At 35.5% G+C, this 15,312-nt stretch carries 10 protein-coding genes and 1 tRNA gene; 6 read left to right on the top strand and 5 right to left on the bottom strand.

The window, feature by feature from the left end:
- The first annotated feature begins 199 nt into the window (after window positions 1-199).
- A complete protein-coding gene (locus ACFIK1_RS03240) occupies window positions 200-514 on the top strand; it encodes a helix-turn-helix domain-containing protein (protein WP_007347852.1) in 315 nt (104 codons plus the stop codon).
- On the opposite strand, the gene ACFIK1_RS03235 is transcribed toward ACFIK1_RS03240, so the two are convergent.
- Both ACFIK1_RS03235 and ACFIK1_RS03230 read right to left on the bottom strand, forming a co-directional pair.
- The gene (locus ACFIK1_RS03235; protein ID WP_273790801.1) at window positions 438-620 is read right to left on the bottom strand and encodes a hypothetical protein; all 183 of its coding nucleotides are present in this window, start codon (window positions 618-620) and stop codon (window positions 438-440) included. The genes ACFIK1_RS03240 and ACFIK1_RS03235 overlap by 77 nt on opposite strands.
- Window positions 621-2,318: 1,698 nt before the next feature.
- Window positions 2,319-2,395, bottom strand: a tRNA-Ile gene (locus ACFIK1_RS03230).
- Window positions 2,396-2,567: 172 nt separating this feature from the next.
- On the opposite strand from ACFIK1_RS03230, the gene ACFIK1_RS03225 reads away from it, so the two are divergent.
- Window positions 2,568-3,311: an SIMPL domain-containing protein gene (locus ACFIK1_RS03225; RefSeq protein WP_375662072.1), complete on the top strand. Its 744-nt coding sequence runs from the start codon at window positions 2,568-2,570 to the stop codon at window positions 3,309-3,311.
- A 28-nt stretch (window positions 3,312-3,339) separates the two neighbouring features.
- Here ACFIK1_RS03225 and ACFIK1_RS03220 read toward each other — a convergent pair whose 3' ends face one another.
- The 3 genes from ACFIK1_RS03220 to dnaG all read right to left on the bottom strand — a co-directional run bounded on the left by ACFIK1_RS03220 (window position 3,340) and on the right by dnaG (window position 8,756).
- The gene (locus ACFIK1_RS03220; RefSeq protein ID WP_375662071.1) at window positions 3,340-3,801 is read right to left on the bottom strand and encodes a YcgN family cysteine cluster protein; all 462 of its coding nucleotides are present in this window, start codon (window positions 3,799-3,801) and stop codon (window positions 3,340-3,342) included.
- A 611-nt stretch (window positions 3,802-4,412) separates the two neighbouring features.
- The gene (gene rpoD, locus ACFIK1_RS03215; protein WP_375662070.1) at window positions 4,413-6,428 is read right to left on the bottom strand and encodes an RNA polymerase sigma factor RpoD; all 2,016 of its coding nucleotides are present in this window, start codon (window positions 6,426-6,428) and stop codon (window positions 4,413-4,415) included.
- A 390-nt stretch (window positions 6,429-6,818) separates the two neighbouring features.
- On the bottom strand, window positions 6,819-8,756 hold the full coding sequence (dnaG, locus tag ACFIK1_RS03210; RefSeq protein ID WP_375662069.1) for a DNA primase: 1,938 nt from the start codon (window positions 8,754-8,756) through the stop codon (window positions 6,819-6,821).
- Window positions 8,757-8,890: 134 nt separating this feature from the next.
- On the opposite strand from dnaG, the gene ACFIK1_RS03205 reads away from it, so the two are divergent.
- The 4 genes from ACFIK1_RS03205 to ubiC all read left to right on the top strand — a co-directional run bounded on the left by ACFIK1_RS03205 (window position 8,891) and on the right by ubiC (window position 14,645).
- Complete coding sequence (locus ACFIK1_RS03205; RefSeq protein ID WP_375662068.1) at window positions 8,891-10,108, top strand: mechanosensitive ion channel family protein; 1,218 nt, start codon at window positions 8,891-8,893, stop codon at window positions 10,106-10,108.
- Window positions 10,109-10,177: 69 nt separating this feature from the next.
- Window positions 10,178-11,869 (top strand): Na/Pi cotransporter family protein, encoded by a 1,692-nt coding sequence (locus tag ACFIK1_RS03200; protein WP_375633036.1) that lies wholly within the window; start codon window positions 10,178-10,180, stop codon window positions 11,867-11,869.
- Window positions 11,870-12,724: 855 nt separating this feature from the next.
- Window positions 12,725-12,976 carry a GlsB/YeaQ/YmgE family stress response membrane protein gene (locus tag ACFIK1_RS03195; RefSeq protein WP_375611967.1) on the top strand — a complete coding sequence of 84 codons (252 nt, stop codon included), beginning with the start codon at window positions 12,725-12,727 and terminating at the stop codon, window positions 12,974-12,976.
- A gap of 1,162 nt (window positions 12,977-14,138) precedes the next feature.
- Window positions 14,139-14,645, top strand: coding sequence for a chorismate lyase (gene ubiC, locus ACFIK1_RS03190; RefSeq protein WP_375662067.1), 507 nt, complete (start codon window positions 14,139-14,141; stop codon window positions 14,643-14,645).
- Window positions 14,646-15,312 lie beyond the last annotated feature (667 nt).

Here is a 15,312-nt window from a genome sequence, read left to right as displayed (position 1 = left end):
ACAACCGTGGAACTAAGCAACCATTTTTATTGATTCGAATCTGAAAGTGTATGGGGACATTTTGTTATTAGTTAAAAACAACTCTATATGCTTCCTTAGCGAAGAGCTACACATGGATATTTTCACGCTCCTTGTATCATATATTCTGGATTCGCAACGCAATATTAACGCTATAGCGTAAATATGTAAAGGTCTAAAAATGACAAAGACTGAAAAAGATTGGTTCCAACGCTTAGTTGAATTGATAAAAAGTGACGGACGAACAATGATTGAAATAAGCAGAGCTGCAGGCTGTGGACAAAATTACGTCCAACAAATGATAAATGGAGGCAAGAGGCCTTCTGTAGATAAACTCATGGCTATTTTGAATACACTGGGAAATGCTAGTGCCATATATGTAATAACTGGTTTCAACATCTCCGATGAAGACTTAAAACTCATAACTTTGATTTCGTCTGGAGATAAAAAGAAGATTGAAGCCTTAAATGTTCTGTTGAATGAGCAGAATCTGTAGAATTTTCTACTTTATCCAATATCGCTTGCTTTTGAGACGTCGATAAAGACTCCCATTTCACAATAATATCAGATAAAGTTGTTTCAAATTTTTTATCATTCTTCATAGTCATACTCCATGTAGTCACACTATATAACGCTAAAGCGTTTAAAATATATCTCATACCTTAGAAAAAAATATTTGCAATAGGCAGTATGGAAGCAATTGTGTACAAACTTATTTTACAAAATCAGATGAAGTTCTATTAGTCATGCACCATGGTGAAACAGAAAGCATCACACGATCCAGACCTTCTTATGAAAATTGGTATAATCTATCAAAAACGCGAATAATGTTACGCAGATCTTGCGATTCGGACCAATAAAAACTAATGTGAAAATATCCCTGAAGACACTCCCGAACTCTATATAAGAGAACACGAAAAAGCTTTTTGAAAAAATACATCACAATTTATTCTACATAGCACCATCTATGTTTTTTTAACAATATTGCAAAGCAAGAATATAACAATGTTATAGGAATAAATTCTTATAAACAGAGCCACATTACCTAAAACTCTGTAACACGTTTACAGGTAACCTCCCCTCTAAACGCCCCTTGTAAATACTAATATAAGTCTCTATCATAAGCAAAAATGATACTATTAAAAAATAAAACGAATCACCATGCACAATCTTTGTACGTAAATTTTATACAGATTTACAACAAGAGAGAAATTTCCTTATGCAAATTATGAAGAATTATATTTTCAAAGTATGACTTTGAAGAAGAAGTATACTTTTCCAAAAAAACACCCTCCCTGCCAATAATTTTTCATAAGAGAAAAAACTCATAATAAAGATAAAACTCTCTATACGATCAATACGAGAAAAATGTTAGCAATACAAAAAAGTGCTAGGATTACCGCAATATTGCCAATTCCTTATGAGAGTAAAATCAAAAAAGACGTCTGCTCTTCAATAATAATTCGGATCACATGAAAACTCTATAATTTAAACATTAAGCAAAAAATACACAAAAACAGAAAATGGCATTTTAATGAATTTTCCAATATCATAGAAAATATTTCTTACAGAATAATAAAATGCTTATTACAATAGAATCTGGATGATGCAAAGCGATAGAAATAATCACTCAATTGACTTTTCAAAGAACAATTAATAAAATTCTTTTCAGAGAACACGCCACCGTCACTATGAACAATATTTCTCAAAATATCAAATAGAATTCCTTTCTTGGGAAAAAGAAAATATCAACAAATGTTATCATCGTTGCCCCATGATACATATGAATGCCCATAGATCACATTCTCTTATACACTAACCTTTCATCACGATGATGCTATTCGAACGTCTAAAAGACCTTAGCATCACTTAAGAAAAAAGCAAATTTACACTAAATGTTTTTTGAGCCATTTGTTCTGAACAGGTCCAATCTTTAAAATTGGTTTTATTGAGGTCTATTTATTTGCAGAACAAGTATAAATAAACTTATCCAATGAAGCTTTTAGCCTTCTATTTTATGAAGAACACCACACAGAAAAAGTACAAAACAGTATATGAATTAAGAAAGTAAATAGCGCCCCATATCAGTTAATCCAAATGCTAAAAGGTTGTAAATGAGAGAACTTCTTTGATGAGACTAAGAAAACATACCATCATATTAAAGCGACTGAGAGAAAAAACTGCAACAAACAACGACCAAAAGCTTCTAAAACAAACAGGAAAATAAATAAAAAACAAAAAAGGTAGAATCTCAAAACTTTTATATAAGCGATCCATTTTTCTATTGGACATTTCCCTATTGGTGGGCCCGGAGGGACTCGAACCCCCAACCAAGCGGTTATGAGCCGCTGGCTCTAACCAATTGAGCTACAGGCCCCATATATAGGTTGTTTCTCTCTAAACTAAAATGCCCTATGATACAAGAGCTGACAAAGATTATAACCCATCTTTTTCTCTTTTCTATTGGTTTTTTTTTCAGTGCCCTAATTTCTTTACAAGAACTCTTAAAAATGAGAGAATAGTTAACTAACAAATATAAAGGTATAGATATGATAGAAAAGAAAATTCAACCACTGAAGGGTTCTCTGGTTAAAGCAGTTATATTAGCATTTACACTCTTAGCCACATCGTTGACTGTACGTGCTTATGCTGAAGAAAATAAAATGAAAAATGCAACGATTACAGTGACTGCAATCGGAGAAAGTCAAGCTGCACCGGATATGGCAATTATTAATCTAGCCGTTGTTACCTATGACAAAACTGCCCAAAAGGCATTAGCTTCCAATAATCAATCCATCAATGATATTATAAACGCTTTTAAAAACAATGGCATCCAAGCAAATGATTTGCAAACATCAGGCTTATCCATTTATCAGTCGACTTCTGATAAACACCACGAAAAAAAGAATAATGAAAAACTCTATCATGTTTCAAATTCTTTGACCGTGCGCATTCGTGATCTTGCCAATGCTGGTAAAATCTTTGATCAAGCGATGACTCTAGGTGTTAATTCAGTTAACTGCATTACTTTTACCAACGCAGATACAAAGCCATTTTATCAAGAAGCACGTAAAAAAGCCATTACTGAAGCCATTGAAAAAGCGCAAACGATAGCGCAAGCAGCCGATTTAAAATTAGGAAAAATTATTGAAATCAATGAAAGGGATGATTACTACCACCCAACACCACGTCTCATGAGTAGAGCAGCAGATGCAAGCTACGCAAATACAAATTTTGCAGGTGGTGAATTAAATTATAATGTGAGCGTCACTGTCGTCTTTGCGATCGATTAAATCACCAACTGTTGTATAAAAAATCATATTACTGGCCTTTACATAGAAGACCAGTAATATGATGAAGATAATCTTCCTCAGATAATAATTCGTCTTCGTAAACCTTTATCTGTCCGCGGGCAGAAATATGCGCTGTATGTACCGTCTGGCAATCTCCTGATACCAATGGATGCCACCAATGAAGATCTTTTCCCTCATAAATTAATCTATAAGCACAACTTTCTGGAAGCCAACGCGCTGTTTTAACTGTCGTAATGTCTAGCGATATACAATCTGGTACAATTGATTTACGATGAGCATAATCTCGACACCTACAAGTTTCCCCATCTAAAAGACGACAAGCAATACTGGTTGCATAAAGGTCACCCGTATCATCGTCCTCAACTTTATGGAGACAACAACGGCCACAGCCATCACAAAGGCTCTCCCACTCAGAAATGGAAATCTCTTCTAATTTTTTTACTTTCCAAAAGGGAAGTTCTCCACTCATAAACTCAGACACACCTTTTTTAATTAAGACGATCTATAAAAAATGAAACGTTTAATTTCTATAATTTTATCTATTTCTGTCTCTTAAAAAGATTCAACTCAATGTATACTTTAAACCATGTTCTTAAAAGCTATCTGAATAAAAAGAGAATATTCAAAAATAGCGCATATAAATGAACATAACCTATTGAAACATCTCTTTGTAAACTTAACGAAGAATAAAATGCGTCACCTAAAATGATAGAAAAATTCCGCAAAGAACATACATTTTTCATCAAAAAGTTCGTATGTTGCAATATAAGTTTATTCCTAACAGATCTCATTTCTTAAAAACGAGCCGCGCTATACGCAAGGTAATGTTTTTATCGTTCATTTCTTGAAAGCCCCCTACTCTCTACTCCATAACCACCCTTTGCCCTATATCTATTCTTTTGAGACAGAGAAGTATAAAGCCCCAAAGCTAAGAAAAACATTAAACATCGTAAACTTTCTAGATTGTTCAAATTCTTCCTATGTTTTTCTCAAGAAAGTATCCAAGTACAACATGAAGCACCTCCCCCCCTTCATTAAGAAGAAGGAGGAAGTTATTAAAATGCACACGAATTCCTTTATTTAAGAATCGAGAAAACTGCGCAATTTTCGTGAACGGCTAGGATGTTTCAATTTACGAAGTGCCTTTGCTTCAATCTGACGAATACGCTCTCTTGTAACTGAAAATTGTTGTCCTACTTCTTCCAACGTGTGATCTGTATTCATCCCTATTCCAAAACGCATCCGCAAAACACGTTCTTCTCGCGGTGTTAATGAAGCAAGAACGCGTGTTGTCGTATCTCGCAGATTAGCTTGGATAGCAGCATCAATTGGTAATAACGCATTCCTATCCTCAATAAAATCACCCAAATGGGAATCATCTTCATCACCAACAGGCGTTTCGAGAGAAATAGGTTCTTTTGCAATTTTAAGAACTTTTCGTACTTTTTCTAACGGCATAGAAAGCTTGCTAGATAATTCTTCTGGTGTTGGTTCTCGTCCAATTTCATGGAGAATCTGACGCGAGGTACGAACAATTTTATTAATTGTTTCAATCATATGAACAGGAATACGAATTGTACGTGCCTGATCAGCAATTGAACGTGTAATAGCTTGACGAATCCACCATGTTGCATAAGTTGAAAATTTGTAGCCGCGCCGATATTCAAACTTATCCACAGCCTTCATCAAACCGATATTGCCCTCTTGAATAAGATCAAGAAACTGCAAACCACGATTGGTGTATTTTTTTGCAATTGAAATGACAAGACGCAAATTAGATTCTACCATCTCTTTTTTTGCAATTGTTGATTCGCGTTCACCTTTCTGCACCTGCATAACAATCCGACGAAATTCACCAATCGAAATAGCCGTTTCTTGCGCAAGATTTTGTATCTCACTTCGCAGTTTTTGGATTTCTTTTGCTTCCCGCATCGAAAATTCTTTCCAACCAGGTGTAGGCAAAGCAGCAATATAATTCATCCAATCTGCGTCCAATTCACGCCCTTGGTATTCTTTTAAAAAGTCCTCATGGCCAATGCCATAGCTATTGGCAATCCGTTTCAGCTTACCTTCATTATGAATCAATCTCTTATTGATGTCATAAAGCTGTTCAACCAAAGCTTCGATACGATTTTGGTTTAAAGAAAGAGATTTTACTGCTTGAATCAACTCACCCTTTAATTGAATATATTTCTTCTTCTGAGAAGATGTAAGGCCCCCCTCTTTACGCTCTGCCAAACTGCTTTCAACATGCTGATCTTGTAATTTTCGTAATTTTACATAGGTTTGAGCAATAAAATCCAATGTTTCCATAACTTGAGGACAAAGTTCATTTTCCATTGCAGCAAGCGATAAGTTAACATCGTCCTCGTCCTCCTCATCATCGTCTTCAATGTTTCTCTCTCCTGCGCTCTCCCCCATATTACGTATACCAGAAGACATTTTTTCTTCTACGGTCTTATCAACTTCACTTCGCTCAATAACAGGAGCCTGCTTTGCTTCTGGACCAGCATAAGTCGTTTCAAGATCAATAATTTCACGAAGAAGAATACGCTGCTCTTTTAACTCGTCACGCCAGATAATAAGAGCCTGAAAAGTCAAAGGACTCTCACAAAGTCCCGCAATCATTGTCTCACGCCCTGCTTCAATACGCTTAGCAATGGCAATTTCGCCTTCCCGCGAAAGAAGCTCAACAGCTCCCATCTCACGCAAATACATACGCACCGGATCATCCGTACGATCTGTTACTTCGCGTTTATTCGTTGCCGTTGCAATTGCGTGGCTAGAGGCTTCTACTAAATCACCCCCCTCTACCGTAACTTCTTCTTCATAATTTTCAGACTCAACTTCATCCTCATCATCCACAACATTAACCCCCATCTCAGAGAACATCGCCAAGATATCTTCAATTTGTTCGGATGTAACCTCGTCAGAAGGAAGAACTGCATTGAGTTCATCCATTGTTACGTAACCATTTTTTTTGGCAAGTTTAATCATTTTCTTGATGGCATCATCAGAAAAATCAAGAAGAGGACTATCCAAACTCGCTTGGTTTGTTACTTCTGCATTATCTTTCTGTTTAACCTTTGTTGCCATACCATAACTCCACTCGATCACTTCACAGTTTCTATGTAACCATAGTTTCCATGTGACCAGTTTTTTTGTTCTCACTAAAATCTACCAATAGTTACTCATATATACTTCCTGTTAAGAGATTACCATTGGAAAGAATACATTTTGTATACGCCCTGACATCCAGACAAACTTGATACCCAGACAAAAACGCGGGAAAACTCCAGAAGTTTCCCCGACACCTCTCAGCCCTTCTGAGATAATCTCTGCACCCTATCGTAAGAACCAATTTCCCGCTTTTCCTAAAATTTACCCGCTTTTCCTAAAATTTAATTGTCATCTTTATAAAAATGTCACTCCACATAAACTTCCTCATCTAAAATTTAAGTGACTGATTCGCATTAAAAAAGCGAATCATTTTATCGTATCTTGTGTATTCCCGTCTATTTTTTCATCCAACCAACTTCCAAATCCTTCAATTAACGCTTCTGTTGCCTGCATCTGCTCCAGCTCATTTTTTACCTCACGAAGCAGATCAAAAACCTCACTCTTAGGATTTTCTACAAGTTGCTCTTCAATATCCTGTAACCTCTTATGTAGGTGGTGTTCTTGAAGATGCAAGTAGACAGCTTGTTTTAATATAGCACGCGCATCTTCTATAGGGGCTCCACCAAGAATAATACGCATACCAATATTTTGCACAAGATGTTTCATACGCTCTAACAGAGCCTTTTGCCCTCTTTTTTCTAAGAACGCAACCATCGTCTCTTTATCATGAAGCTGTTGGTCCCCAAGAATTTCCAACATAGCTTGATGAAAAATTATCAATTGAGTATTTTTTAATTCTAACTCAGAAAGAATTTCAAAATTTTCATACCACAACTCAGGATAGTAAGCTAAAGTAAGTAAAATCACTGCTTCACGCAAAGGGATAGATTGCGAAGAATTTCGTACTATTTCAGAATTTTCTAACAGAGAAAAGGTTTGATCTTTAAAGGTCCTATTTGGTGAAGATTGACCATATCGCCCTTCCCCCCTTTTTTTTGAAAAAGAGGGACGAAAAAAATCAAAAAGGCGTTTTTTTACATCTTGCAAATAATAACGACGGACATCTTCATCCTTAATCGTAAAAATTTGTTGTTTTAGTTGTTTTTCTAGCGCTGCTCGTGCCTCTGGAATTTCAAAATGCTTTCCATAGGTAGAACGCCACCATAAAAGCTCACTCAAAGGAATAGCTTTTTGCAAAAAAGAAGAAAAAAGCTGTGCTCCACCAGCACAAACAATTTCATCAGGATCTTTCCCTTGTGGCAACAAAACAAAGCGTACACAAACCCCAGCCTTTAAAAGAGGCAACACACGATCAGCAACACGAAAAGCAGCTTTTAAACCAGCATCATCACCATCAAAACACAAAATAGGCTCCTTCCCCATCTGCCATAAAAGCTCAATTTGCGCTTCCGTTAATGCTGTCCCTAAGGGCGCTACAACTCCTTCAAAACCAGCTTTAGTCAATGCAATGACATCCATATACCCCTCAACAACAAGGAGTGAATGAATTTTTTCATCGCCAACAAAGCGACTATTTTTGCGAGCTGCTGCCGCGTTATAAAGTATATTTCCTTTATGAAACAGCACTGTTTCAGGGCTATTGAGATATTTTGCTCGTGTCTCTTTCTCTAATGCACGCCCTCCGAAAGCCACCACACGTCCGCGCAAATCTTCGATAGGAAACATAATGCGATTTCTAAATCGGTCATAAGAATCCGCGCTCTCCTCATGCACTGAGAGAAGCCCACATTCTTCCATTTGCTTTATTGAAATGCCCCGTGCACTCAAAGCTTCTTTCAAAGCTGTACGCCTTACCGGTGCAAAACCAATGCGGAAACGCTCTACAAGCTCTGGTGTAACACCACGTGCATCCAGATAACAACGTGCTTGCATACCTCCTTTATCGCGTAAATTATATTGAAAAAAATCTGTGGCAATTTTCATCACATCATAAAGGTCAGCTTTTTCCAGTTGACGTTTATGACTTTGTGAATCCAAAATAGGGAGTTTCATTCCCGCAAAATCAGCCAAACGCTCTACACTTTCTGAAAAGTGCAGTCCATCAAGCTCACACAAAAAGGTAAAAATATCTCCACTTACACCACAACCAAAACAATAATAGCGCCCTTTATGATCATCACAATGAAAACTTGGCGTTTTTTCACCATGAAATGGACAACAACACCAAAAGTCTCCCCGTGAAGGCTTACTTTTTCGAGGATCAAAATCCACCCGTTGACCAATCACTGTTGAAATTGGGAGTCTCGTACGCAGTTCATTAAGGAAATCGGGCGGAAAACGCATTATCTCTCACAGAGTTTGAAAATTCTTTTTTGCATATTTAACGACTTTAGAGCATAATTCCAATACTTCCTCTTAAGCAGTTGTAAAATTTTAACCCCTCAACTGCATATATTTTTAGAAATGGAGAATAAAAAGTGATCGAATTTATTGCTCAATATCCGTGGTTAGAGGCTATTTCTTGGCTTGTTATTCTTACTATAGCTGCCCTTTTAGTGAACTTTCTAGGACGAAAATTACTTATTCACGGAGCAAAAAAACTCTCTTCTTTTCTCCCCCAAAATACAACGATCGATATTAATAATGCTATTCAATACATAGCGGATATCATTTCAGCTTTTATTCTTTCAATTGGTGTTAATTTTATCTCAACATTGCCCGATGCATTTAGCACTGTCATCGGTAATGTTGCCAACGCCTTCATTATCTTCTTTGTCGTCCTGACAATTTCTTCCTGTCTCAATGTCATTAACATCCTTTACGAACAACGACCAACAGCACGACTAAAACCAATAAAAGGTTATATTCAAATTGCTAAAATTGCACTTTTTGCTGTTGCAACAATTTTAATGGTCGCTACATTGATTGACCGCTCCCCTCTTATTCTCTTCTCCGGTCTTGGTGCAATGGCCGCGGTTCTCATGTTAATTTTTCAAGATACGCTTCTTTCTCTCGTTGCCGGTATTCAAATTTCATCCACTGATATGGTTCGTGTTGGGGATTGGATTGAAATCCCCAATCTCGGTGCCGATGGTGATGTTATTGAAATTGCCTTGCATACTGTTAAAGTTCAAAATTTCGACAACACCATCACCTCAGTTCCTATCCGTAAACTTGTGACCGACCCTTTTAAAAATTGGCGTGGAATGCAAGAATCGGGTGGAAGACGCATCAAACGCTCTCTTTTTATTGATCAATCAAGTATCCATTTTCTCACAAAAGAAGAACAAAAATATCTTTCCCGATTTAATTTATTAGAAAATTATTTCACGCAAAAAGTAGCAGAAATTGATCAATGGAATGCTCAATTAGATAAAAATCATGATATCTTAGCCAATACGCGCCGTTTAACCAACATTGGAACTTTTCGTGCTTATGTTTTTGCTTATCTACAACAGCATCTAAACATCAACCCTAATATGACCTATATGGCACGACAATTACCTCCTACAGAAAATGGTTTACCCTTAGAAATCTATTGCTTTACGAACACCACCGTTTGGATCGACTATGAACAAATTCAAGGCGATATCTTTGATCACCTCTATTCCATTCTACCCTGTTTCGGTCTAAAAGTTTTTCAAAATCCAAGCGGTTATGATTTTAATCAAGTATTAAAAGCAAAAGTGAAATAAAAACAATAAACTTCAATTTATTAATTTGAGGCAACCACATTCACAACAACAAAGAAAGAATAAAGTATCATGAATGGTTCATTGGTACTCCTTCATCTTGCCGGCGCTATTTCTTTACTTCTCTGGGCCACACGCATGGTGCGCACAGGAGTTGAACGCGCCTATGGTGACAGACTTAAATATAAAATGTGCCACGTCGTTTCAAAACCATTGTTTGCCGTAAGTTTTGGGCTTTTTACAGCAATGATTTTACAAAGCTCTACAGCAATAACACTCCTCGTTGGCTCTTTCGTTGAATCTGGTTTTGTCTCTGGAGTAGCAGGACTTATGGCTGTACGTGGAGGAGAATTAGGATCAGCAATCGTTGTAAAAATTCTCACCTATGACCTCACTCTTGTTGTACCCTTGTGTCTTTTAATTGGCACTTGTATCTTCATGACAACAGAAAAACGTGAATGGCGTCAAATAGGACGTATTGTCATCGGTATTGGTCTTTTGATTTTATCTTTAGAGATGATAAGTACCGCGACAGAACCTTTACGTGAAAGCGAAATTTTGCCTAGCATCATTCGTTATCTTTCAACCGATCCTATTTCCACTTTTTTGTTGGCTGCTGGCTTAACCTACCTCTTACATTCGTCCATTGCAGGAATCATTTTGCTGGTCAATTTTGCCAACTACGATCTTATCCATACGCAACTCTGTGTTGTCATGGTTCTTGGTGTCAACTTTGGCTCTTCTCTTATAGCACCACTTTTAACGCGCAACGCCTCTCCTAATACCCGCCTCGTTCCCTTAGGAAATTTACTCATGCGTGGGGCAGGGTCAATCCTTATACTTATCTTATTTCTCTCCTTTCACCCTCCCATCACATGGCTTGGCAATAACGCCCCTACTCAAGTGATCAACGCCCATATCATTTTTAATGTTTTCATTCTCCTTGCTGGAATACCGCTTTCAAAATGGGTTTTAAAATTAACCACTCAGATCGTGAATATAAGTGCAAAAAAAATGCAAGCCGACAAAAGGCTCAATTTATCTGATCAAACAGCTCTTGATGACAGTGTTCTTGATCGCCCAACTCTCGCCCTCTCGAATGTCATGCGTGAAGTCATTCATATTTGTGATCTTGTAGACATCATGCTAGAAAAAATTATGGGACTTTATGAAAAGCCTGATCCCAATATTATTCGTGAACTCAACCAACTCAACACCATATTGGACAAAAAACATATCGCCATCAAACTTTATCTTGCCCGATTAGCGGGACAAAAATTATCTGACGAAGAAGCTCTTCAAACGCAAGAACTTCTAGGCGCCTGTATAAAATTAGACCAAGCAGGCGATATCATTATTCATAATATGTTGATGCTGGTTAAAAAGAAACAACAAAAAGGTTTACAGTTCAGCAGCGAGGGCTGGAGTGACCTCCTTCGTTTCCACGCCATTGTACTAGCCAACGCGCATATAGCATTTAACGTTCTCGTCTCACGTGATACACACACTGCACACCTATTGGTACAAAAAAAAGATCAACTACGAAACTTAGAAAAAGAGATGAGTTTAAAACATTTTAAACGTCTGCGTGAAGGGGATCTCAAAAATGTAGAATCATCCAGTCTTCATCTCGACACTGTGCGCGACCTCAAACAAATCAACTCTCTTTTGACCTCAATGATCTACCCCATTTTAGAAGAACAGGGACTTCTTCAAAGTTCTCGTCTACGCAACCCTGCTGAAGAACAAGCAGAAAAAACTTAACTTTTCAAATAACTTGAATAAAACACACATCACATCGATTATTCAATTTTGAATATGGTCAAGATATTGATTTAATCAAAATATCTTATTATTCGACAATTTAAATGAGCTTTCTTCATCGTAAGTTTCTTTCATTTAAAATCTATTCATGATGAATTGCTCAAAGTCATTTGCTTGCACATTACAAACAAAGCAGCATGTAGAATAGAACTCTTGAAGAAAGACGTAAAAATGCCTAACCATCTCAAAGCCAAAACTGTTAAACACATAAAGAATAGGTCAAGAGTATGATAGTTCTAACTTAAACCGCCTTGTAAAAAGGAAACCGCTTCACAGTAGCAACGAAACAGAAATACTCTATAAGGAATACAAAACCCCACAAAAATGCAACGTTTATATGAAGATTGGTAGAGGTTCAACCTATACAGCCATGCTATAACGTGTCAACGAAACAGTTTTCATTTCAAAAATCATTGATATCAATTGGCAAGCTCCAAATTTTTAAATATCCATTTTACTTATTACTTTAATCACAATTGTTTTTTAAATGTAAGAGAGAGCTTAAAAAGCTTATAAATACACTTTATGAGTTCTTAAAACATTTTCACTAATATTTTCTTCTTTTATTCATATTTCTCAATTAATTAATTTGTTTATAAATTAAAATGTATTATATAATTTATACTTATTAATTATTATATATAATATAAATGTGATTATTATTTTAATATAAAGGAAATTAACAAGTAAAATCTCTAACAGAAATATCCTTTCCACTGGGTAAAAAAGGAATAAACCTTGATTTTTACAAAGTTTACTCTAGTTACAATTTAAATTCAGGCAAAGGAGGGTATCATGGAAAATGCAAACATAGGTTGGATTGCAGCTATTATTATCGGCGGGATTGCCGGTTGGGCTGCACAGTATATTATGAAAAGCCAAACAGGAATATTGTTAAATATTATCTTAGGGATTATTGGCGCTGCGCTAGCAAGCTTTCTTTTTAGTCTTTTAGGTGTAAGTTTTGCTGGTTGGCTTGGCTATCTTATTTCAGGTTTTATAGGAGCCTGTATTCTTATATGGATAGGACAAAAAATTCGATCATAGAGTATTTATTTTTTACACCTTTTGGGATTCAATACAAAACTAGGAAACAACGAGCAGAGTTTAAAATATTCCCCTGTAACTTGTTGTTACCAATTTTGATATGATGGTGAGATGCTTAAGCTGCAATTTTGGGCATACACCATCACCGTATTATAAAACGAAATGCAGTAAAGAACTTTATAACGCACCATTTCATACCTATATAAACTTACGCATATCAGGAGAGATATGTTGCGTTACTTTAACGAAATACGAACTGATTTTTGTACCACGTGCGCAAATCCAGCTTATCTCACTGTAATAACAACCCATAAGGTTACAAAAATCACTAACGATGATTAAAGATTCTACCGTATAATGCTTAATAGCTTACACTCTATCAACAATACCCTTTTTACCAAGAAAACTCGAAGAGCTTTTTTGCATCTTAAGAAATAAAGAGAGACGGCAAGAACAAAATGATAAATAATTTTTTCCTAATATGTGAAATAAAATAGTATATAAAATAAATATAAAACTTAAATTATGATGTGTTTTTTTAATTTATTTTTAATAATAAAAATATATAAATAAATATGAATAATATTAATGCAAACTTTATTATAAAATTACTACATACTCTGTAATATAAATTAATACTTCATAATTTTAATAATATAATATATTTAAACGTTTTAAAAAGTATATTCATTAATATAAATTTCTTGATTATAAAGAATACGATCTCCTTTACATCTCAATTCAAAAGTTTTGAATATCTCTTCACTTTCTAAAGTATAAAATAAAGTTTTGTTCCTCTTAAAACTTCCTCTTTATATCATCTTGCATAGATGAATTTTTAGCTCTTCTTTATATGCGTTACAAACGAATTTTAAAGCACGAAACATTTTTCCCATTGCTCTCATGCGATAAAGAAATTTCCGTAACGCATTGTGAAAGTGCCTTGGACAAAAAATAATACTTTATTTTGCTTTTTTAAATGAAAATAATCCTATAATATATACTTCCTGCATATCTTCTTTTAAAGACCTTTGCTTTCGATTTTCCCTTTGATATCTTCCTGTTAAAATCTTGCTGCTTTTATACTCCTTGTATTACAATAGAGCTATCTATTTAACCCAACATAACATATGGAATAAGACTTTAGCTGTGGAGTAAAACGATGTCTGATCTTGAAGATTCCATCTTACCACCTCTAAAGTGGTTTTCTGATCAAAATCCTCCAATACCAGAAAATGTTCACGATTGGCTCATGGAATCGGGCTCAATGACGCTTCGATTAAAGAAATATTGTACCTGCCTCCAAGTTCAACCACAACGCGAATGTTTTATTACGCGAGATAAATTAACAGAAGAAGCAGAGCATCTCCCCGAAAATGCGCGTTATTGGCTACGCGAAGTCATATTAATGGGAGATAATAAACCTTGGCTCCTTGGACGCACTGTAATTCCACAAGAAACCCTCCTACACAATCAAGCCTTAATGCATTTGGGAACTGTACCTCTAGGACATTATTTATTTAACAATGACAAATTAACCCGCGATTACATTCATATTGGTCAACAAGATGCGCTATGGGCACGCCGTTCCCGTTTGCGGTTAACGGGTAAGCCATTGTTGCTAACTGAACTATTTTTAACAGATTCACCACTGTATCCCCACAAATAGAGGTTACTCATTTTATTCTGCATAACTTATAGATTTCATATAGCTTATAAGGGATTTAATCAAAGAAAAGAATTTCAAAATCATCTCAAGAACACATTACAAACAAAGACTTCTTTTCAAAAGATCTTTTTATTTCATAAACTCAGCTTAAAAATGTCTCCCCTAGAAAAAACGTTTTAAAGTTCTGATTTTCTTATCATTAAAACCAGCACTTGAATTAAAAAGATACACACCATATTGATAAAACCATCTATATTTAAATTTCTTGCTGAATAATCACCACTCTAAAATACGGGAAACTCTTTATCAAAAAAATACTTTGAAACAGCAAAAAAGACAATAATACACTCCCCAAAATTGGAAATCTGTATCAATTAGCTTAATCATCCTATTTTAAAATTTTTAACAGTGCTGACAATAGATCTTTTTAAAAAAGTAAAAACTCTATAATACTTTTGTTTTTTAATGGTCTAACAGCTTTGAAAAACAGAAAATATAATACATAAAAGATGTTTCATTGCTCTATGAGAGCCCAAAAAGTTTCGTTGATATCAAAAAGTTATTTTTTTATAATAGTATGTGTGTACAAATAAATGAAATTTATCAACATCCTACTGACTTACAAAGGCGACGCACAATAAAAAATATTTTCCAATCCCCTTGAATT

Origin of the sequence: Bartonella sp. OC16QHHD (assembly GCF_042194035.1) — a bacterium.
In the GTDB taxonomy this organism is placed as follows: Bacteria; Pseudomonadota; Alphaproteobacteria; order Rhizobiales; family Rhizobiaceae; genus Bartonella.
This window is presented reverse-complemented; position numbering and strand designations above follow the sequence as displayed.